The sequence below is a fragment of the Pseudomonas sp. CFBP 13727 genome, assembly GCF_014841915.1.
Classification (GTDB): Bacteria; Pseudomonadota; Gammaproteobacteria; order Pseudomonadales; family Pseudomonadaceae; genus Aquipseudomonas; species Aquipseudomonas baltica.
In genome coordinates this window covers 557,939-576,672 of sequence record NZ_JACYUT010000003.1, presented here as the reverse complement: position 1 = coordinate 576,672, position 18,734 = coordinate 557,939, and the positions used below count along the sequence as shown (strand labels likewise).

The following is an 18,734-nucleotide window of genomic DNA, read 5'->3' as shown; positions in this document are numbered from 1 at the left end:
ACCCACACGAATTGCTTGATTCAATTGTTAAAGAGCGGTGGGTTGATTCTTTCGTCTCAACCGAGGCGCGCATTCTACGCTAACCTCACATCCTGTCAAGCGTTTATTTTGAAGTATTTAGCTAATCTCTAACAACTTCAACCGCTTGCGCTTTCGATTGCTCGTCAGCGGGAGGCGAATATTACTAGATTTTGCCGGCGAGTCAACACCTGTTCGCAAAACTTTTCACGACATCGTTCGTTTGACGTCAGGAACCAAGGGGCGCGCATTCAAACCGATTCGGTTCGACCTGGCATACGTGCTGCCGCTTGGGATCGCCCATGGGCAGTTCACGGTGCGAAGCTGGTCCCTTTCGCCAGGGATCGGGTGGGTTCATGGGGTCGGCCAGATAGACCCCGCTCGATGCGCAACCCGTCAGACACATCACTAATGCCAGTATTACCTTCGACATCCAATGCCCTCATCAAAGGGTTTGGAGAATACGAAGCCACATCCGCCAATCAAAGAGGTCGTTTCCCACGCTGTTGTAGGATGCTGCCTTGTGACCTGGGCCGCGCCGCGCCTCCACCGTATCGTACCTGCCTCAAGGGTTGCTTTTGAGGTACTCGAGAAGGTCGGCCATCTTTTGATCGTTGCCGAACCACCACAGGCGCATCTTGGTACCAGGCACCACATCGCTGGGTGCCTCGACGAAGGCGGCGATCTTCTCGGTGGTCCAGACGATGCCCGAGTTCTTCATCTCTGCTGAATAGCTGTAGTCACCGGTGCTTCCCGCCGCACGGCCGATCAGGCCATTGAGCTGCGGGCCGAATGCGGCCTGGGCACCGCGGCCTACCTTGTGGCAACCACCGCAATTCTTGTCGAATGTCGCCTGGCCGGCTACGGCGTCTCCCGCGGCCATGGCGTTGGCCTGCACCGCGACCAGTAGCGCGAAGAGCGCGCAGGTTACTGATTTCATGTTTCCTCGGATTGTTGTTACAGATGCTCATCATAACGGCTGACACAACAAAGAGAGATGCCGGGATAATGCAGAGTGATCACTGCCAATAAAAATGGAAGAGGAGTCACTCATGCGCAGGTCCGGCACAGCCATGGTCATTGCGGGTTTTCTGGCATTCACGACTGCATGGGCGGGCGACAGCGCCCATGCCGGGGAGCCTGCAGTCGAAAGCCTGGTGAAGGCCCGGGCCGCATCGTTGATGGCGCAATACAACATTCCAGGCATGGCGATCGCTATCACTGACGGTCGCCAGCAGCTGTTCTTCACCTATGGGCTGGCGTCGCGCGAGACGAAGGCGCCCGTTACCGCAGACACACTGTTCGAGCTTGGCTCGATCAGCAAGACCTTCACCGCCACCCTCGCCACCTATGCGCAAGCCAATGGGCAGCTGTCTCTGAGCGATCATCCCGGCCAGTATCTGCCCACATTGCGCGGCACACCGCTGGACCAGGCGTCACTCGCCGACCTGGGCACCCACAGCGCCGGCGGATTTCCTCTGCAGTTGCCGGACGACATCCAGAACGCTGCACAACTGATGACGTACTTTCGCGACTGGCAGCCCACCTATGCACCGGGCACCCAGCGCAGCTATGCGAACCCCAGCATTGGGTTGCTCGGGATGATCGCGGCCACGAGCATGAAAATGTCGTTCGGCCAGGCCATGCACGACAGGCTGCTCCCAGGCCTGGGCCTTGCCCACACTTACCTGGATGTCCCGACTGCGCAGTTGCCGTTGTATGCGCAGGGCTACGACAGGAACGACAAGCCGGTGCGGCTGAACCCGGCGGTACTGGCCGAGGAAGCCTATGGCTTCAAGTCCAGTGCGCGGGACATGCTTCATTATGTTCAGGCACAGATGGGCGCGGTGGCCTTGCCTGCGAAGCTGCGTGAGGCATTGGATGCCACGCAACGGGGCTACTTCAGGGTAGGTGGCATGACGCAAGCCCTGATCTGGGAGCAATACGCCTATCCCGTAGCGCTCGACACCCTGGTGCAAGGCAATTCCAATGCAGTAGCCCTGACTACCCAACCCACAAGCCCGCTGCGGCATCTGGACAAGGTATGGGTCAACAAAACCGGGTCGACCAATGGATTTGGCGGGTATGTGGCGTTTGTCCCATCACGAGGGATCGGCGTTGTGGTGCTGGCGAACAAGAACTATCCGAACGAAGCGCGGGTCAGGTTCGCCCATGAGCTGGTCCAGGCACTGGACCAGAGACTGGATAAGTAGGGGGTTCACGCACGTTCTCAAGCCCATGGGTCTGGAGTAGGATCCGAGTCCTGACCTTATTGGAGTTTCGTCGATGCGCCGCACTTGCCTGTTTCTCGCTTTCACGCTGGGCCTGGTCAACGTGGCCTGGGCTGCCAAGCCAGCACCGAGCGCCCCGAAAGCGCAGACCGTCAAGACGCTCGACGGCAAGTTCATGTTCACCCTGCCTGCGGGGTACACCGCCAACCCGCTGCCACCTGCCGATCCGAAAAGCGAAGCTGCAGGTGCCAAGGGCATGATGTACATGAATGAAAGCGAAAGACGCGTGGTGGTGACCACTGAACTGCCCATTCCCAAGGGTGGGCGTGCCGCCGACAACGATGATGAGTTCCTGACGGGCGCGACGGCAGGTTTCATCAAGCAACAGGCGACTGCGTTGCCTGACTTCAAGAAGACTGCGGAAAAACGTATCACCTTGCGAAAGCTGGGCGTGGAACAAATCGACAGCACCGCGACCATGGGCGGCGGCGCAACCATGACGACCACCTTCGTGGCCGGCTCGGGACCGACCATGTCGGTTGTCCAAGTGATTTCGCGCGCCAGCGACCAGACGGGTCATGCGGCCATGGTCAAGCGTATCGTGACTGGCAAGTAACGGAATCGGCCCACCCTGCCCGGCTGTGGCAGGGGGTTTGCTGTGCGCAGGACAAAACAGCGCCCAACAAAAAACCCGCCGAAGCGGGTTTATTGTCTAGCCATTCCAACATCCTGTCAGCAGCTTCCTTGCAATGGCCGGTCGTCCCTGACCCTGAGTCGCATCCTTCGTCTCAGTTAGTCAGGCTAGATTACTGGGGTGACGATGATCGCAATAGAGGCGATTGGAGCCACCGCGTGTAAGTGATTCGCTATACCGCTGCTGCGCGTCGTAGCCAGAGGGTAACAGTTGTGCCCTCGCCCAGCCGGCTCTCGATACGTGCGATACCCTCTGCGCTCGACGCGAAACCGTACACCTGCGACAAACCCAACCCGGTGCCCTGCCCGGCAGTCTTGGTGGTATAGAACGGTTCGAAGACCTGTACCAGTACGTCTTCCGAGATGCCCGGCCCATCGTCGGCAACGCTCAGGCAAAGGTAGGTGCCGTCGGCCAGTTGGGCGTCGCCGCAGACGACACGTTCACAGGTGGCCACGCGGATCTGCCCGGCACCGCGCAGCGCATCGCGCGCATTGACCAGCAGGTTGAGCAACGCAGCATCCAATTGATGGGCGTCGCACATCACCGCCTGCGCTGGCGCTTGCAGATCCAGCTGCACCTTCGTCGCCGTACCGAGCGCGCGACCGAACAGGTCACTGTTGTGCTCGATCCGCTCGTCGAGTACGACCGCCTGCACGCTGGGTTCTTCGCGACGGGCAAAGGCGAGCAGGTGATGAATCAATTGCGCGCCCTGCCGTACCGCCTGCAGGCCGATTTCGGTGAGGCGTTCGACTTCCAGGGGCTTGCGTGCCTTGAGGCGAGTCATCTGCAAGCTGGCACTGACGGCCTGCAACAGGTTGTTGAAATCGTGGGCGATACCCGCGGTGAGTTGGCCCAGCGAGGAAACCCGTTGGGCGTGGCGCAGGGTCTGCAGGGTTTGCTGGTGCTCGCCCAGCACGTTGTCGAGCTGCCGGGACAAGGCAAGGGTCTGTTGCTCGCGCTCGGCGTTGAGCAGGCGCAACTCCAATTGCGCAGCCGTTTGCCGTGCCAGAGCCTGCAGAGCGCTGCACTGCGCCGCATCCAGCGTGCGCGGCACGGTGTCGATGACGCACACCGTGCCCAGTGCCAAGCCCTGGCGCGAGATGATCGGCGCGCCCGCATAGAAGCGAATATAGGGAGGGCCCAACACGAGCGGACTGCACTTGAAGCGCAGGTCAAGATGAGTGTCCTGGACGATCATCACGGTATCGGGGGCGAGGATGGCATGGGCGCAGAACGCCAGGTCGCGGTGGGTTTCGGATACGTCGAGCCCTACGCATGCCTTGAACCACTGACGCTCGCGGTCCACCAGAGAGACCAGGCCGATGGGTGTCCCGCAGAGCTGGGTCGCCAACTGGACGATATCGTCAAAACCCGGCTCCGGGACACTGTCGAGCACACCCAGATGTTCGAGCGCAGCCAGGCGTTCGGACTCGTCGATAGGCGATGGGGCCGGGCTGTGGGACATGCAAAGGGCCAGGTTGAGGAATTGATTGGCGATAATGCGCGCGGCGAGCCAAGGCGGCAAGCATGTGCAAGCATATTGCGCATGAACGAAAAAGGGCGACCCTTCCGGATCGCCCTTCTGCACCGCCCAGCAGAGCGGATTTTGTTTGGTAGGCGCGATTGGACTCGAACCAACGACCCCCACCATGTCAAGGTGGTGCTCTAACCAACTGAGCTACGTGCCTGCTGTGGCGCGCAATTTTACGGATTGAGGCGCCACTGTCAACGGCAATTTGCCGCCAATCGTAAAAAAATCACTCACTTGCAACGGACGCACTCGATGCGCAGGTCAATGCAGACAGCATTGCTTGAATTTCTTACCGCTGCCGCAGGGGCAGGGATCGTTGCGGCCCGTCTTGGTTTCGCCGGTGATGGGCGTCTTGCCCGGACGACGCTCGAACCAGTACTGGTGCAGACGAATGGCGGCCATCTGGATCATCTCCATGGCCTCCTCGGCGTCCAGTTGCTCGCCTGATGCGTCATGTTTCAAGAGGTCGACACCTTGGGTGTGCAGCGTGATCAACGCCAGCAGGTCCTGTTCCTGATCAGGCATGTCGAGCCAGCTGCCACCCACCACGACCCCACGCTCATAGCCATAGCACCAGTCCTCGACGCTGACCACTTCTTCGTCGTCGAACAGATTGAAGATTGGCGCGAAGTTTTCGAAGTCTTCCTCCAGCAACATGGCCAACTGATTCATGTGCTGGATGAGGAGGTCGAAGAATTTCTCGAACTGCCTGTCGTCCTTGAAGACCGGCAAGTGATCAGGCCCACCCCACAGCGCTGCGTACCAGTCGTCGAAAGCGATTGCCTGAGGGCACGAAACGATGGCTGTGAAAAAGCCATCGAGCTCGGAGATGCTGCCGACCGATTTCTCGCTGGCGTATTGCCCCAGTACGTCTTCCACGTAATCCAGTTGTGCGTCGGTCAGCGCGTCATTGCTGATGTTGTAGGCCATGGTCTGCTCGGTCGGGTCATCAAAAAGAATGCCCGCATTGTAGCCGCCAGCGTGGACGATGTCCCCGGATCTGCGGCCGATCAGTTGTCCAATTGGCTCAGGTAACGCGTGATGTCGTGCTCTTGGCCGCTACCGACCAGCATCCAGAGCAGGATCCGACACTTGCGCGGGCAGAGAAATCTACCCATCACGGCGCCCTTCGCCTGCAGGTCCAGCTCGCCTCCCGCGAAGCCGTAACTACCGCTGGCCGTTGGCCCGCTGCCCGTGCGAGTGGCCACTATGACCGGCATATGCCGGGCAATGACGTGCAGGCTGGCGGCCCAGCGCTGCGATACATGCCCGGCGCCGAAACCGCCAATGACCACGCCCCGATACCCGGCGTCGACGACCCTGTCGAGCAACAAGGTGTCTGCATCCAGTGTGGCTTCGAGTAGCAACACGGTGTGATCGGTTCGGGCGGGATCCGGCAGGCAGCAACGCGCTGCAGGCGCGGCGGCGTAGTGCACCCGACCTTCGATCATCAGGCCAATCGGCCCGTAGGGTGCCGAAGCGAAGGCATCCATGGCCAATGCCGCGACCTTGCGCACCCGGGACGCCGCGTGCACCTGATCGTTGATCACTACCAACACGCCACGCCTGCGACTGTGTTCGGCCAGCGCCACCTGACTTGCAGCCAGCAGGTTAGCCGGGCCATCGGCACCGCAATGCGAGGCCGCACGCATGGCGCCCGTCAGTACCAGAGGTTCGTCGAGATCCCACAGCAGGTCGAGGAAAAAAGCGGCTTCTTCCAGGGTATCGGTGCCTTGGCTCAAGACTACCCCGACGGCTCCAGCCGCGATGCAGCTACGGGCCCACTCCAGGGCCTCGAGCAAGGCCTGGAAACTCAAGGAGGCGCTGGGCAGCAGATTCAGTGTGTGCACCTGAACCCCGGCCAGCGACGTCAACTCGGGCAGCAGGTCCACCATGCTCTGCCCGCTCAAACTGGGTTGAACACCTGCCCCAGTGGCCTGGGTCTGCATGCTGATGGTGCCGCCCAGGGCACCTACGGATAGTCTGGGTAGAGCCATGGGCGGTACTCCGTCAGAGGTTTGGGCTGCCGATGATCAGACCGATCAGCGGAAGGATGAGCACGGTGCTGATTGCCATGGACAGCACGTTGCCGATGTAGCCATGCATATAGGACGGCAGCCGCTGGCTGATGGCGACGGCCAGGGGCGGCGCCAGCAGTGCGCCCAATGCGGCACTGAGGATGATCACCGGCAGGCTGCCACCATGGACCAGAATCGCGGCGGGGGCTACCGAGACGACGGGAATGTAGGTCGGATACCAGCCGCGAGCAATCCATTGACGGCGCCAGATCAGCACACCCAGCGCCGAGGCCAGGGTTTGCGCCGCCAACAGCTGCAACAGCCAACCGGAACCGTAGAACGGACTGGCCGGATTGAGCATCAGCGCCAGCAGCGCCCCCAGCACCAACCCCAGGCTGGCCCATTCGTTGCCGAAGAACGGGGCCTCGGAGAAATCCGCAAGGATACGGCGCAAGGTCCAGCGCAGGCCGTAGTTGGCCGGAGAAGCCACCACCGGTGGCGCTTGCGCAGGCGCCGCGTCAGGCCTGACCAGAACCGGGAAGCGCTTGCACAGCAGGAAGCCGATTACGCTGCCCACTGCCATGCCGGTAACATTGCCGATCACCACTGGCAATGCCAGCGGGGTACACACGTACTTGACGATCAGCAGGCAGGCCGGGGTGATCAGCACGGCGCCCATCACGGCCCCGGTAAGCGCCACGCGCCAGCCACGCCCGAACAGCAGCACCGTGGCCGCCGGCATGGACACGAACGCGACGAAAGTCGGCTGCCAGGTATCGGCCGAAAGTGTCCATCCCCAGAGCAGATTGCCCAGACCCAGGCCGAGCAGCGAGCTGGTCACCACCCATGGCCAGAGCCCGGTGCCGTAGCAGATCGCGAAGCCTTGCCAGCGCTTGCCGGTGTGATTGGCCCACCAGCCCAGTCCGGCACCTGCCAGCAGGCCGATGGAGGCAAACTCATGCTTGTAGAACGCGACTTCGCTGATATCACCCACCACCCAGCGCCACCAGGCTGCTGGGTGGTGCAAGTTAGCCATCATGTCGCCATAGCTGGGCCACAGTGCGTCGATGGCCAGCAGCTTGCCGCTGATGACGGTCAGGGTAATGGCCAGCGACAGCATCAACAGGCCAGTTAAAGTCCCGCTGGATGCGCGGGTTGGTGTGTCTTGCAGAGAGGATTGCATGGCCAGCCCTCCTCAACGCGGCAGCGCGGCGTGAGGGTCATAGCCCAGCATCGAGCCATAGAGGTCGACCCGACGGTCGCGCGGCAGATCGTTGAGGCTGTTCCAGATCGGCGCGCTACGTGCCGACACAAGGTCGACGTCGGCATAGAGGATGGTTTCCTCTTCGGCTCCGGCCACCTCGCTGAGCGGCCAACCGTTGGTACCGGCAATCAACGAACAGCCCAGGAAGCGATCGCCGCGATCGGTACCGATGCGATTGGCTGCAGCGATGAACGTGTTGTTGACGTGCGCTGCAGTGATGGTCAGGTAAGACGCCATGCATTTGCCGGTTTCGTCGAACAGCGGCGGCGGCGTCCAGACCCAGTTGTTCAGGCTGCAGATGATGTCGGCACCCTGCAGGCTCAGCAGGCGTGGCACTTCCGGAAACCAGACGTCCCAGCAGATCATCAGCCCGATGCGCCCGATGGGCGTTTCGAACACCGGAAAACCGAGGTCGCCGGGACTGAACCAGAGCTTTTCGAGATTCCACAGATGAGCCTTGCGGTACTTGCCTATGAAGCCGTCGGGCCCCACCAGCATTGCGCAGTCGTAAAGCTTGTGCCCGTCGCGCTCCGCCAGGCCGGCGGCGAGATAGACCTTATGTTCGCGCGCGAACTCGATCCAGGCCTGCGCGCTGGGGCCGTCGGGCACGGCCTCGGCCAACGCGAACGCTTCTTCGCGGTTGCGGTAGGCGTAGCCGGTGTTGGCCAGTTCCGGCAGCACGATGAGTTGAGCGCCCCCTGCAACGGCGCGCTGGGCCAAGTGAAGGCTATGGGACAGGTTGAACGAGCGATGTTCGAGGCCACATTGTGGATCGAACTGAACGACAGCGACCCGCACGGGGCTGATAGCGGAAACAGAGGACATGGAGGCACCTTCTTGTTGTTTTTGGATTGCCTCCGCATAGAAACGCATTCGTTAAGATCATAGAACCGGACGCTTCCCAAGCATCTGTAGGATTAATCCGGCAGGTAGGACAAGAGGGTACAAAGTCGTTCAGGACTCGGTGCCATACCGAGGGTAATGAGACAGGTCGAACCCGGCGTTGAACACTGCGCCCTGGTTGGCGCAGAGGTTGATCACCGCGTCCACGGCGCCGCGCATGGCCGGTTCGGTCCAGCCGGCGTCGACCGAAAACGATTCACCTGCGAGGTACAGCCCGGATAGACGGCTGTAATCGCGGTTGTAGCTCATGAGCCCGACCGCATCCTGATACGCGCCTGCCCGGTAAAGCTTGGCGCAGCCCAGCGCATTGCGGTCCGTGACCCAGCGCTGCACGCGTGCGTTGGCGGTGTCGATGAATGGGGAAATGCGCGTGCCGACGTTGCTGCAGCGCATCAAGATGCGGTCCAGCTCGCGCACACAGTTGTCGACCAGCTCGGCGTCGCTGAACGCCGCCAGCTTGGTCGCATCGTCCTCCCAGGTGTAGCTGAGCAGGATGCAGTCATAGGCATAGTTGTCGTTGTAGCGGTAGGCATAGACGTCGTGCACGAAACTGTCGGTGACGAGTATCTGCGGTATGTCACGCCTGGCCGAGAGAAAGGTTTTCTTCAGCGGCGCGTAGACTTTGCAGCTGGTTTCCCAGTGCGCAGTCTTGTAGGCATCGATGGTGGCCTGAGGCAGCATGGCCGAGGTGAAACCAGCCACCTGGATTCGCGTTTCGAGGATCCAGGAGGGCACCGTGACGATCACCGAGTCGAAGCTCTGTTTCACCTGCCGGCTGGCCAGCGCGTCGCTTTGGTGCCAGCGGTAACCCACTTCTATGCTGCCGTCGGCCAGTCGCGTGAGGCTGTTCACCGGGCTGTCTGTGATCAGGCCAGCAGGCTGCTCGCGCAATCGTTCGTAAGGCGAGCGAGCCCCCTCCCCCAGCGGCATGAACATCAGACACTCATCCAATGCAGCCAGACCCAGGTAGCGAGGTGTGGCGAACGCCACACCTTTGGAGTCAGTCACGGCATGCTCGGTTAGGAACGGGGCTGGTAGCGGCATACCCTGGCCATCGACACGGCCGTGTACCAATTGCAAATGGCTGCTGAAGCCGAATATCGCGGTGCGCAGTGGATAAAGGCTGCACACGTCGTAGAAAGCGCCCCAACTGCCATCGCCTATGCCGATGGCGTAGAAGATCGACGATTCGGCGGCCGACATGCCCAGACCACCGAAGTCGCCCGGCCGGCTGGGATCCCAAGTGGGTACGCAAGGAGCGCGAACCAGCTCGCGGAACGCTACATGCTGGTAGCGCGTGACAATCGCAGACCACAAGGCGGGCCATTGTTGACTGCCGAACACGGCGGCGACCTGGGTCGCCATGCGCTCGGCGAACAGCTTCCATTTCTGGTAGACGGCTTGCAGCACGGCGGTAGGTGGCGGTGTGCTGCCGTCGGGATTGTTCCAGATCAGCAGTTGGGGTTCGGTTTCCCCTGCCAGGCGACCTTCGTGCAGATAGATGCCGGTGGAGTGTACGAAGGGCGTGCCGGGATTCGGGAAGTCTGAGGTCTTGAGATCGTACAGGCCTGCGTAGTAGGCCATCAATGAGCGGCCGTCTACAGGCGCCTCGCCGGTGCGATTGAAAAAGGGCATGCGCATGGCGCCCATTTCGAAAGGCGTCGAGGGCGTGGATTGAGGGCTGTCGACCTGCACGGTGAGGTGACGTCCGCCGAGGCGGCGCGACTGCTCGATCAAGGTGATGCGTTCGAAGCCACAGCGCAGCAGTTCGCGAGCTGCCACCAACCCTGCGACGCCCGCGCCAATGATGCAGATGCGGTGTTGTGCGTTACCTGCGTGAGCAATGCCCTCGGTTTGTTCGAGCAGGCGGCGGTAGTCGAAGCATAGATCCGGAGGGTTGGGAAAGCGGGCGGCCCACGGCAGGCTGGCGGGGTTTTGCACGGCGGCTGCGATGTCGGCGGGATGGTTGTGGGATGAGCCGATGGTCATGAATGACAGTCCTTGTCGGTCGGATTGAGGAGGCGTCAGTGTGCGAAGCCGTGGTGCGTCCAGGCAGAGGGATTGGGGGGCTGCGGTGTAGGAAGGATTTGGGGCGTATGTGGGAAGCAGGTGCGGTGGTTCAGGGAAGTTGCGGTGTGGCCGGACGCGGCTCGCGCCGCTGCTACAGGGGGCCGGGTGTGTCGCCGCGTCGGGTGTTAGACGGGACGGGGGTTTGTAACGACGTTCTGGAGGGGCTGGCCTTGGTGCAGCCGGTTGATGTTGGCGGCGATGAAGGCGTAGCGGCGTTCGAACAGGCCCTGGGTCCAGCCGGAGGCGTGGGGCGTGCAGTAGGCATTGGACAGATCTTCGAAGCGGTGGTGAGCGGGTGCGACCGGGTCGGTGTCGCCGCTGGGGTAGCGGTACCAGACATCCAGGTAGGCCTTGGCGATGAGGTGGTCGCGCAGGGCGTGGTACAACGCATCCTCATCGACCACGGCGGCGCGGGCAATGTTGATCAACACGGCATCATGGCGCATTGCGGCAAACTGCGCAGCGCCGAATGAACCGCGGGTGCGCTCGTTCAATGGGCAGGTGAGGATGACGAAATCGGCGCGCGTGAGTGCCTGGTCGAGTTCGCCGGGTGTGTACGCCTCATCCATAGGGCCGTCGACCCGTCCGCCTTCGGCGCGAGCGGAAATGGCGATGATGCGCAGGCCGAAAGCTTGGGCACGGGTGGCAACAGCCTGGCCGATTCGGCCAAAGCCGACGATGACGACCGTCTTGCCGAACAGCTCGCCGCGCGGCTGACGCTTCAGGTAGGCACCCGTCCAGTGTTCGGTACTGAAGCGCGCACGAAGATCCGCCAGCTCGATCTGGTGTTCGAGCATGCAAGCCAGGGCGTATTCAGCCATGGGGATTTCATGTTCGAACACATTGCAGACAGTGGCACCGAGCGGCAGCGCGGCGAAGTCGATGCCATCCAGGCCGGCGCCGGGTACCTGCAACAGGCGGAACGCCGGCGCGGGGCCAGTACGCTGGAAACGCATCGAGACCAGCACGTCGGCGCCTTCGATCTGCGCGTCCCAGGCAGCCGATTCATGGGCCTCACGGGGCAGCGCAACGAACTGCGCCGGGCAGTCCAAGCCTGCGGCAAGCATCTCGCGGTGTGTCGCGGCCTCTCCCACCATCACGATTTTCATGTGTCGCCCTCTTGTGTCGAAACGCTGCCCGCAATGGTAGCGCAAACATTGGTAGTCGGCGGACAGTAGAATATCGGCTCGGTCATGGCAATAGAGCGTTCGCATTAGGCACCGGGCAACCGTCCCGAACTGTACCTGACACCGCTTGAAATCAATTTGCAATGAACAGCCTGCAGTGCGTTCCGGTCCAGTGAAGAGACCCGTCTGGAGTGTGCATGCATGGCAACACCTACCACCACGCCCCGTCGTCGGCGCTGGCTTCCCTTTCTGCTGCTGGCTCTGGCGATAGGTATCGGCTTGCCGTATGGCTGCTCGCAACTGGCCTATAAGGAGCGGCAATTGCTGTTCAACATCGAACCAGGCACGGCGAGCTGGTATTCGGGACTGCCGTCCGGGGTGACCGAGCTGCAGATTCCGGTCGAGAAAGCCTTGAGCAGCACCCAGTACCTGCACGCCTGGTGGTGGCCGGCGCCGCGCGCCGATGCGCCGGCGGTGCTGTATCTGCATGGCACCCGCTGGAACCTGACGGCACAAGTGCGGCGTATCAGTCAGCTGCGCGAGCTGGGCTTCTCGGTGCTGGCCATCGACTACCGCGGTTTCGGCGAAAGCCCCGGCGAGTTGCCGTCGGAGCGCACCGTGTACCAGGACGCCCAGGCTGCCTGGGCACGGCTGGTGCAGTTTCAGCCCAACGCCGAGCGCCGATTTATCTATGGCCATTCGCTGGGCGGTGCGATCGCCGTGGATCTGGCCGAGCATCTGGCCGAAGGTGACGAGCCCAAGGCGGCCGGGCTGATCGTGGAGTCCACCTTCACCGATCTGGCCGCTGCCGCAGCGGCCGTGGCCAATACGTCGCTGCCGGTGCGCTGGATCATGTCGGAGAAATTCGACTCCATCGACAAGATCGGCGACATCGGGATACCGGTGCTTATCGTTCATGGCCTGGACGACCGCTATGTACCGCCGCGTTTCAGCCAAGAACTGTTCGATGCCGCTGCCCAGCCCAAACGCTTGCTGCTGGTACCAGGTGGCACGCACAACAACAGCATGACGTTGGGTAGCCAGGCCTATGCCGAGGCGCTGCGTGAGGTGTTCGGTCTGTAGTGGATGCAAAGCGTGGGGTGACGCAACTTATTCAGCGCCCTGAAGGTCTGTGCTGTGGCAGCCGTGCACCGGGCACGCGCGCCAGCGCATTCGCAGGAACCTCCATGGAAAAGCACGAACCCAGCCTTGATGCCTCTGAAGAAGACGGCAAGACCCCTGGACTGTCGGCCGACGAAAAAGCCGAGGTCCATGAGAATCAACCGCCCCGTGCGGCGGTGCTGCATGAAACCATTCGTATACAGGGCGACCACGAACTCGAACGTACGGTAGCCGCCCTGTGGTGGTCGGCCCTGGCCGCCGGACTGACCATGGGCCTGTCGCTGATGGCCATGGGTCTGTTCAATTCGCGCCTGCCCGACGGCGAAACCAGCAAGGTCATTGCCAGCCTGGGTTACTCGGCCGGTTTTCTTGCAGTGATCCTGGCGCGCCAGCAACTGTTCACTGAAAACACCCTGACGGCCGTATTGCCGATCATGAGCAAGCCGAGCCTGAGCAATTTCGGCCGGCTGTTCAAACTATGGGGCGTGGTCCTGGCGGGTAACCTGGCGGGGACCTTGCTGGTGTCCTACGTCATGCTTCATTTGCCCATCTTCGATGCCAAGACCGATGTCGCCTTTCTCGACATCGGCCGCAAGGTGATGGAAAACGACCTGTCGCAGATGTTTTCCAAAGGCATCATTTCGGGCTGGATGATCGCCACCATGGTCTGGATGATTCCTTCGCAGGAAAGCGCCAAGATGTGGATCATCATCCTGGTCACCTACCTGATGGCATTGGGCGATTTCACCCACATCGTCGTGGGTTCGGCGGAGGTTTCCTACCTGGTATGGGCCGGCGAGCTGGACTGGAAAGCCTTCTGGCTCGACTTTGCCGCACCGACGCTGGCCGGCAACATCATTGGCGGCAGCTTCATTTTCGCCTTGATCAGCCATGCCCAGATCAGAAGCGAAAGTGGCCTGCCGCCCAAGGACGATGGGCAGGGCAAGGCGCGCAAGGAACCCAACGCCGACGCCTGAGCCGGGGCTGCATCAGGGTGTAGCCACGGGGGCCGGTGAGTCGACCTGCTCCCACCAGTGCACACCGGCCTGGGGATTGCGCATGTCGACCCGCTCCCCCATGCGCGGCGTGCTCAACGGCACGCTCTTGGCCTGCGCAAGTGCGCTGATGCGATCGAAAGGTTCGTGCCAATCGTGTATCGAAAGGTCGAAGGTCCCATTGTGGATCGGCAGCAGCGTCTTGCCGCGCAGGTCCAGGTGCGCCTGCAGGGATTCTTCGGGCTGCATGTGCACGTTCGGCCAGGCGACGTTGTAGGCACCGGTTTCCATCAGGGTAAGGTCGAAGGGCCCGAACCGTTCGCCGATCTGCTTGAAGCCCGGGAAGTAACCGGTATCGCCGCTGAAGAACAGCCGGAAGTCCTTGTCGATGATCACCCACGATGCCCATAGCGTGCTGTTGCTGTCGAACAGGCTGCGCCCGGAGAAATGCTGCGATGGGGTCGCCACCAGACGCAACCCGCCCACTTCGGTTTCCTGCCACCAGTCCAGCTGACGCACCTTGCTGGCGGGCACGCCCCAGTCGACCAGGCGGTCGCCCACGCCCAGGGTGGTCAGGAAGTACTCGGTCTTGTCTGCCAGCGCCTTGATCGCGTGCTCGTCCAGATGGTCGTAGTGGTCGTGGGAAAGGATGACGGCCTTGATCGGCGGCAGGTCGGCGATGCTGATCGGCGGCTGGTGGAAGCGCAATGGGCCCGCCCACTGGACAGGCGAGGCGCGCTCGGAAAAGACCGGGTCGGTCAAAAGGAACTGGCCATTCATCTTCAGCAGCACGGTCGAGTGCCCCAACCGCCAGAGGCTGTGGTCCGGCGCCGCCAGCAGTTGCTGACGAGACAGGCGTTCGACCGGCAATGCGGCCTGCGGGCGGGTGCCTGGCGGCTTGCTCAACAGTAGGTACTTGATGCCGATGCGCAGCTTCTTCATGAAGCCGTCCTTGGGCAGGACCACCTGATTACGGTACTGGCCGTCCTCGCGCAACGAGGCTGGCAGTTCTTCGGCATTAGGTGAGAACGACGTCATAAGCGCAAGCACTCCGAAAAGCAGGGGAATATTCATGCAGCCCTCTGGCTGAAAGATGCGTGCTACAGCATACGCCTTCGGCCTGGCGTGAAAAGCCCGTGGTCGGCCCGGAGCGCCGAGAAGGTGCCTGCCGCTTGGTCGCCCGGCGGGAACCATGTCGCCGCCGCAGCCGTCCGAATGGGATCAGGAAACGTCTGTTCGCAAGGACCGCTGCTCATGAATGCTGTTGATGCCGCCAACCCCTCCCGGTACTTACGCCATGCACGGCTTCTGGTGCTGGCGTTCGTGCTGCCCATCCTTGCCAGTGTGTTGATTGCCGGCAGTGCCGTGCTCGGCGTTCCTGCCGCGACAGATCATGCCAGCGATCCTTCGGCAGAGACGGTCGCCGCGAACAGCTTGAGCGGCGAGCGCGATCTGGGGGATAACAGTGGCCGGCCGCTGATTTCCCTCGAAGAAGCCGGCTCGGGACTGCCCGTGCAGACGCCGCCACCGGGCAGCGAACCGCTCTGGGCGATGTCGCCGGCGACGATTGCCGCACTGTTGCTCGTCGTGCTGATCGTCTCCGGCGGGCTGCTGCTCAGGACCTTGCGCAGCTTGCGTGACATCGACCGGGATCATGCACGATTGCAGGACAGGCATCGAGCCCTGCAATCGAGCGAAGAGCGCCTGTATGACCTGACCCGTGCCAGTTCCGACTGGATATGGGAAACCGACGAGTTCCTACGGGTCAGTTATCTATCATCGGAATTTACCGCTTCCACCGGTTTGGCAGGTGATGCCTGGCTGGGCCAGCCCATTGAATTGCTGCTGCAGTGCGAAACCCTCCCTCCGGGCCAATGGCTGCAACAGTTGGGAAGCACCGCCGCAGCAGCAGGGACTGGTCAGTTGCGCTGCAGCTACCGCGACAGCGCGGGACAGACCCGCCAGAGTCGCATTGCAGCACGGCCCATCTTGCATGAATCACGTGTGGTCGGTTACCGCGGTACGGTGGTCGACGTCACCGACCATGTCAGCGCCCAGACCCAACTGGCCCACCGCTCCACCCACGATGCCGTGACAGGCCTGGGTGATGAGCATGCCCTGACGCGGTTCCTCGACCAGACCCTGGCCGATCGCCTGCGTCCGCTGCCATTGACCGTGCTGCTGCTGGACCTGGAAGGGTTCGACGCAGCGCAGCAAACCCTGGACAAGCCCGCACGCGAATGTGTTCTGCGCACAGTCGCCAGCCGCCTGCGCGACAGCACGCGCAGCAATGATCTGGTGACACGCCTGCACGCCGGGCAGTTCATGCTCGTGCTGGCCAGCATCGACGAGATGATCGAGATCGAGCATTTCTGTCAGCGCCTGATCGACAACATCCAGCGCCCGATCGCGCATGGCATCAGACAGCTGCAGGTGGGTGTGAATATCGGCGTGGTTCACGACCGGCCCGCACGTGGCGATGCCAGCGAGTGGAAGCGCTGCGCGGACGTCGCCCTGCGTCAGGCCAAGGCTCAAGGCGCCGGCAGCTGGCAGCATTTTGCCCCGGCGCTGGACCGACAGAACCAGCTCAGGCAACTGGAAACCGATCTGGCATCAGCCATACGCCATGAACAATTGCTGCTGCAGTTTCAGCCCAGGTATAGCGCCGAGGCCGACCGAGTGGTCGCGGTCGAGGCACTGCTGCGCTGGCAGCACCCGGTCGAAGGCTTGCTCACCTCGGACGTTTTCCTGCCTTTGGCCGAGCGCAGCGACTTGATCGTAGCGATCGGCCGCTGGATGTTGGGCGAGGCCTGCAAGGCAGCGCGCCATTGGCCACAGTCGATTGTCGTGTCGCTGAGCCTGGCACCGGCGCATTTCAGCCGCGGCGATGTTTCTCGCGATGTTCGTGACGCGCTGGCAGAAGCCCGCTTGCCTGCCAGCCGTCTGCAGGTGCAGGTTGCCGAGCAGGTCATGCTGGGCTGTGCCGACGGTGCCGTAGGTGCACTGACCGCACTGAAGGAACTGGGTACCGGGCTGATTCTCGATGAGTTCGGCAGTGGCTACTGCTCCCTGGGATATCTACGTCTTTATCCCTTCGATGGGTTGAAGATCGAACGACGCTTCGTGGCCGGCATGAGCGACAACCCGAATGACCGCGCCATGGTGCGCGGCATGATCGACCTGAGCAAGGCCATGGGTGTTCGTGTGATCGGCGCCGGTGTCGATACCGAGCAACGGCTGCGCTGCCTGCAGCATGAAGGGTGCGCAGAGGTACAAGGCGATTATTTGAGCACCGCTCTGGTTCACCTGGCGCTGGAGCCATTGCTCAAGCAGCAGAGCGCCTCGCGCAGAGTTCGTGAGGTACCGCAGGTAAGTGATTACACCTGATATAAGCCGTGCGGACTCAAGATTTTTTTACAGGCTCGAGCGGCATCGCTAGAATCGGTGCACCGTCCGGACACGACCAGCCAATGGTTCCGGCATGCGCAACCACAGTGGACACTCCATGGGCACGACTGCAGCAGCCGACATAGCCACCCTCGCGCGTATCGACGCGGTCCCGGCAATCCTGCAGGTCATCTGCGAAACCACCGGGATGCGTTTTGCAGCGGTAGCCAGAGTTACCGAAGATTCGTGGACCACGTGCGCGGTGCTCGACAGCATCGGCTTTGGCCTGGGGGTCGGCGACGAACTGGACGTGACCACTACCCTGTGTCACGAGATACGCGTCAGTCAGCAGACCGTCATCATCGACAAGGTCAGCGAAGACGAGGTGTACTGCAACCATCACACTCCGCGCATCTACAAGTTCGAAAGCTATATATCGACGCCTATATTCCGCGCCGATGGCAGCTTTTTCGGCACCATCTGTGCGCTCGATCCACGGCCTACCTGCCTCAAAGGCAGCACCATCGAACCCATGATGGAATCGTTCTCGCGATTGCTGTCGCTGCAGATGGAGAATGAAGAACAGCACCAGCGCACGGCTACCGCGTTGCTGGAAGAGCGTGAAATGGCCGATCTGCGTGATCAGTTCATTGCGGTGCTCGGCCATGACTTGCGCAATCCGCTGTTTGCCATCAACGCCGGCTCGGAGCTGTTGCAGCGACGCGTTACCGATGAGCGCAGCCTGGGTATCGTCAAGCATATCCAGACCAGTGCACGTCGCGCCTCGCAGCTGATCGAAGATGTGCTGGATTTTGCCCGTGGACGACTCGGTGCCGGCATCGTGGTGGACCTGCAGCCCGACGCCGACCTGACGCGGAGCCTGGAGCACGTGGTCTCCGAGCTGCAGCGCATTCACCCCGACCGGGTCATCACGATGGATGTCGATGATCTGCAAGGCGTGCTGTGCGACAAGGAGCGTATTGGCCAACTGCTTTCCAACCTGGTGTCCAACGCGATCATCCACGGTGCTCCGGACAGCGAGGTGCGCGTGTGCGGCCGACTGTCCAATCAGGCATTCACCCTGTCGGTGCATAATCAGGGGCCGGCGATCGCTGAAAACGTGCGCTCGCAGTTGTTCAAACCCTTTGCCCGGCCCAGTGTGCGCAGCCCGCGCGGGGGCCTTGGACTGGGTTTGTACATTGCCTATCAGATCGCCCTGGCCCACGCCGGTCGACTGGAAGTCGCGTCGAGCGATGAAGACGGTACGCAGTTCAGCTTCCACCTGCCCGTGAACACCGACCGCGACTGAGGCCTGGGCCTGCTACGCGGAAAGTGGCCGGCACGACGGCTGGCGATGGTAGCATCGCCCTACCT

General features: G+C 61.9%; 15 protein-coding genes and 1 tRNA gene. 6 read left to right on the top strand and 10 right to left on the bottom strand.

The genetic code is table 11. From position 1 onward, the window contains the following. Positions 1–583: 583 nt before the first annotated feature. The gene (locus IFT76_RS13350) at positions 584–958 is read right to left on the bottom strand and encodes a c-type cytochrome (protein ID WP_192058749.1); all 375 of its coding nucleotides are present in this window, start codon (positions 956–958) and stop codon (positions 584–586) included. Between the two features lie 133 nt (positions 959–1,091). Here IFT76_RS13350 and ampC point away from each other — a divergent pair, with 133 nt between their 5' ends. Beyond that, the gene (ampC, locus tag IFT76_RS13345; protein ID WP_446731102.1) at positions 1,092–2,231 is read left to right on the top strand and encodes a class C beta-lactamase; all 1,140 of its coding nucleotides are present in this window, start codon (positions 1,092–1,094) and stop codon (positions 2,229–2,231) included. A gap of 73 nt (positions 2,232–2,304) precedes the next feature. Next, positions 2,305–2,865, top strand: coding sequence for a hypothetical protein (locus IFT76_RS13340; RefSeq protein ID WP_192058745.1), 561 nt, complete (start codon positions 2,305–2,307; stop codon positions 2,863–2,865). 250 nt (positions 2,866–3,115) lie between these two features. Here IFT76_RS13340 and IFT76_RS13335 read toward each other — a convergent pair whose 3' ends face one another. The 8 genes from IFT76_RS13335 to IFT76_RS13300 all read right to left on the bottom strand — a co-directional run bounded on the left by IFT76_RS13335 (position 3,116) and on the right by IFT76_RS13300 (position 11,838). Continuing rightward, positions 3,116–4,408: a sensor histidine kinase gene (locus IFT76_RS13335; RefSeq protein ID WP_192058743.1), complete on the bottom strand. Its 1,293-nt coding sequence runs from the start codon at positions 4,406–4,408 to the stop codon at positions 3,116–3,118. Positions 4,409–4,554: 146 nt separating this feature from the next. Further along, a tRNA-Val gene (locus tag IFT76_RS13330) sits at positions 4,555–4,631 on the bottom strand. Between the two features lie 104 nt (positions 4,632–4,735). Then, a complete protein-coding gene (locus IFT76_RS13325) occupies positions 4,736–5,404 on the bottom strand; it encodes a UPF0149 family protein (protein WP_192058742.1) in 669 nt (222 codons plus the stop codon). A gap of 80 nt (positions 5,405–5,484) precedes the next feature. Continuing rightward, entirely contained in the window at positions 5,485–6,471 is a 987-nt protein-coding gene (locus IFT76_RS13320) for an asparaginase (protein ID WP_192058740.1), read from the bottom strand. Positions 6,472–6,484: 13 nt separating this feature from the next. Beyond that, the gene (locus IFT76_RS13315; protein WP_122474935.1) at positions 6,485–7,675 is read right to left on the bottom strand and encodes a hypothetical protein; all 1,191 of its coding nucleotides are present in this window, start codon (positions 7,673–7,675) and stop codon (positions 6,485–6,487) included. A gap of 12 nt (positions 7,676–7,687) precedes the next feature. Continuing rightward, complete coding sequence (locus IFT76_RS13310; protein ID WP_192058738.1) at positions 7,688–8,581, bottom strand: nitrilase family protein; 894 nt, start codon at positions 8,579–8,581, stop codon at positions 7,688–7,690. Positions 8,582–8,710: 129 nt separating this feature from the next. Beyond that, positions 8,711–10,648: a flavin monoamine oxidase family protein gene (locus tag IFT76_RS13305; protein ID WP_192058736.1), complete on the bottom strand. Its 1,938-nt coding sequence runs from the start codon at positions 10,646–10,648 to the stop codon at positions 8,711–8,713. A 206-nt stretch (positions 10,649–10,854) separates the two neighbouring features. Continuing rightward, positions 10,855–11,838 carry a 2-hydroxyacid dehydrogenase gene (locus IFT76_RS13300; RefSeq protein WP_192058734.1) on the bottom strand — a complete coding sequence of 328 codons (984 nt, stop codon included), beginning with the start codon at positions 11,836–11,838 and terminating at the stop codon, positions 10,855–10,857. Positions 11,839–12,057: 219 nt separating this feature from the next. Here IFT76_RS13300 and IFT76_RS13295 point away from each other — a divergent pair, with 219 nt between their 5' ends. Both IFT76_RS13295 and IFT76_RS13290 read left to right on the top strand, forming a co-directional pair. Beyond that, entirely contained in the window at positions 12,058–12,939 is an 882-nt protein-coding gene (locus IFT76_RS13295; RefSeq protein ID WP_192058733.1) for an alpha/beta hydrolase, read from the top strand. Between the two features lie 104 nt (positions 12,940–13,043). Further along, positions 13,044–13,955 (top strand): formate/nitrite transporter family protein, encoded by a 912-nt coding sequence (locus IFT76_RS13290; RefSeq protein ID WP_192054538.1) that lies wholly within the window; start codon positions 13,044–13,046, stop codon positions 13,953–13,955. A gap of 12 nt (positions 13,956–13,967) precedes the next feature. Here IFT76_RS13290 and IFT76_RS13285 read toward each other — a convergent pair whose 3' ends face one another. After that, the gene (locus tag IFT76_RS13285; RefSeq protein WP_192058731.1) at positions 13,968–15,047 is read right to left on the bottom strand and encodes an MBL fold metallo-hydrolase; all 1,080 of its coding nucleotides are present in this window, start codon (positions 15,045–15,047) and stop codon (positions 13,968–13,970) included. Between the two features lie 180 nt (positions 15,048–15,227). Here IFT76_RS13285 and IFT76_RS13280 point away from each other — a divergent pair, with 180 nt between their 5' ends. After that, positions 15,228–17,360 (top strand): putative bifunctional diguanylate cyclase/phosphodiesterase, encoded by a 2,133-nt coding sequence (locus IFT76_RS13280; RefSeq protein WP_192058729.1) that lies wholly within the window; start codon positions 15,228–15,230, stop codon positions 17,358–17,360. 118 nt (positions 17,361–17,478) lie between these two features. Continuing rightward, positions 17,479–18,669, top strand: a complete 1,191-nt coding sequence (locus IFT76_RS13275) for a sensor histidine kinase (RefSeq protein WP_192058781.1) — start codon at positions 17,479–17,481, stop codon at positions 18,667–18,669. Positions 18,670–18,734 lie beyond the last annotated feature (65 nt).

Coding starts and splice junctions, on each gene's coding strand:
- IFT76_RS13350 (WP_192058749.1), bottom strand. CDS start 958: ATGAAATCAGTAACCTGCGCGCTCTTCGCGCTACTGGTCGCGGTGCAG.
- ampC (WP_446731102.1), top strand. CDS start 1,092: ATGGTCATTGCGGGTTTTCTGGCATTCACGACTGCATGGGCGGGCGAC.
- IFT76_RS13340 (WP_192058745.1), top strand. CDS start 2,305: ATGCGCCGCACTTGCCTGTTTCTCGCTTTCACGCTGGGCCTGGTCAAC.
- IFT76_RS13335 (WP_192058743.1), bottom strand. CDS start 4,408: ATGTCCCACAGCCCGGCCCCATCGCCTATCGACGAGTCCGAACGCCTG.
- IFT76_RS13325 (WP_192058742.1), bottom strand. CDS start 5,404: ATGGCCTACAACATCAGCAATGACGCGCTGACCGACGCACAACTGGAT.
- IFT76_RS13320 (WP_192058740.1), bottom strand. CDS start 6,471: ATGGCTCTACCCAGACTATCCGTAGGTGCCCTGGGCGGCACCATCAGC.
- IFT76_RS13315 (WP_122474935.1), bottom strand. CDS start 7,675: ATGCAATCCTCTCTGCAAGACACACCAACCCGCGCATCCAGCGGGACT.
- IFT76_RS13310 (WP_192058738.1), bottom strand. CDS start 8,581: ATGTCCTCTGTTTCCGCTATCAGCCCCGTGCGGGTCGCTGTCGTTCAG.
- IFT76_RS13305 (WP_192058736.1), bottom strand. CDS start 10,648: ATGACCATCGGCTCATCCCACAACCATCCCGCCGACATCGCAGCCGCC.
- IFT76_RS13300 (WP_192058734.1), bottom strand. CDS start 11,838: ATGAAAATCGTGATGGTGGGAGAGGCCGCGACACACCGCGAGATGCTT.
- IFT76_RS13295 (WP_192058733.1), top strand. CDS start 12,058: ATGGCAACACCTACCACCACGCCCCGTCGTCGGCGCTGGCTTCCCTTT.
- IFT76_RS13290 (WP_192054538.1), top strand. CDS start 13,044: ATGGAAAAGCACGAACCCAGCCTTGATGCCTCTGAAGAAGACGGCAAG.
- IFT76_RS13285 (WP_192058731.1), bottom strand. CDS start 15,047: ATGAATATTCCCCTGCTTTTCGGAGTGCTTGCGCTTATGACGTCGTTC.
- IFT76_RS13280 (WP_192058729.1), top strand. CDS start 15,228: ATGAATGCTGTTGATGCCGCCAACCCCTCCCGGTACTTACGCCATGCA.
- IFT76_RS13275 (WP_192058781.1), top strand. CDS start 17,479: ATGGGCACGACTGCAGCAGCCGACATAGCCACCCTCGCGCGTATCGAC.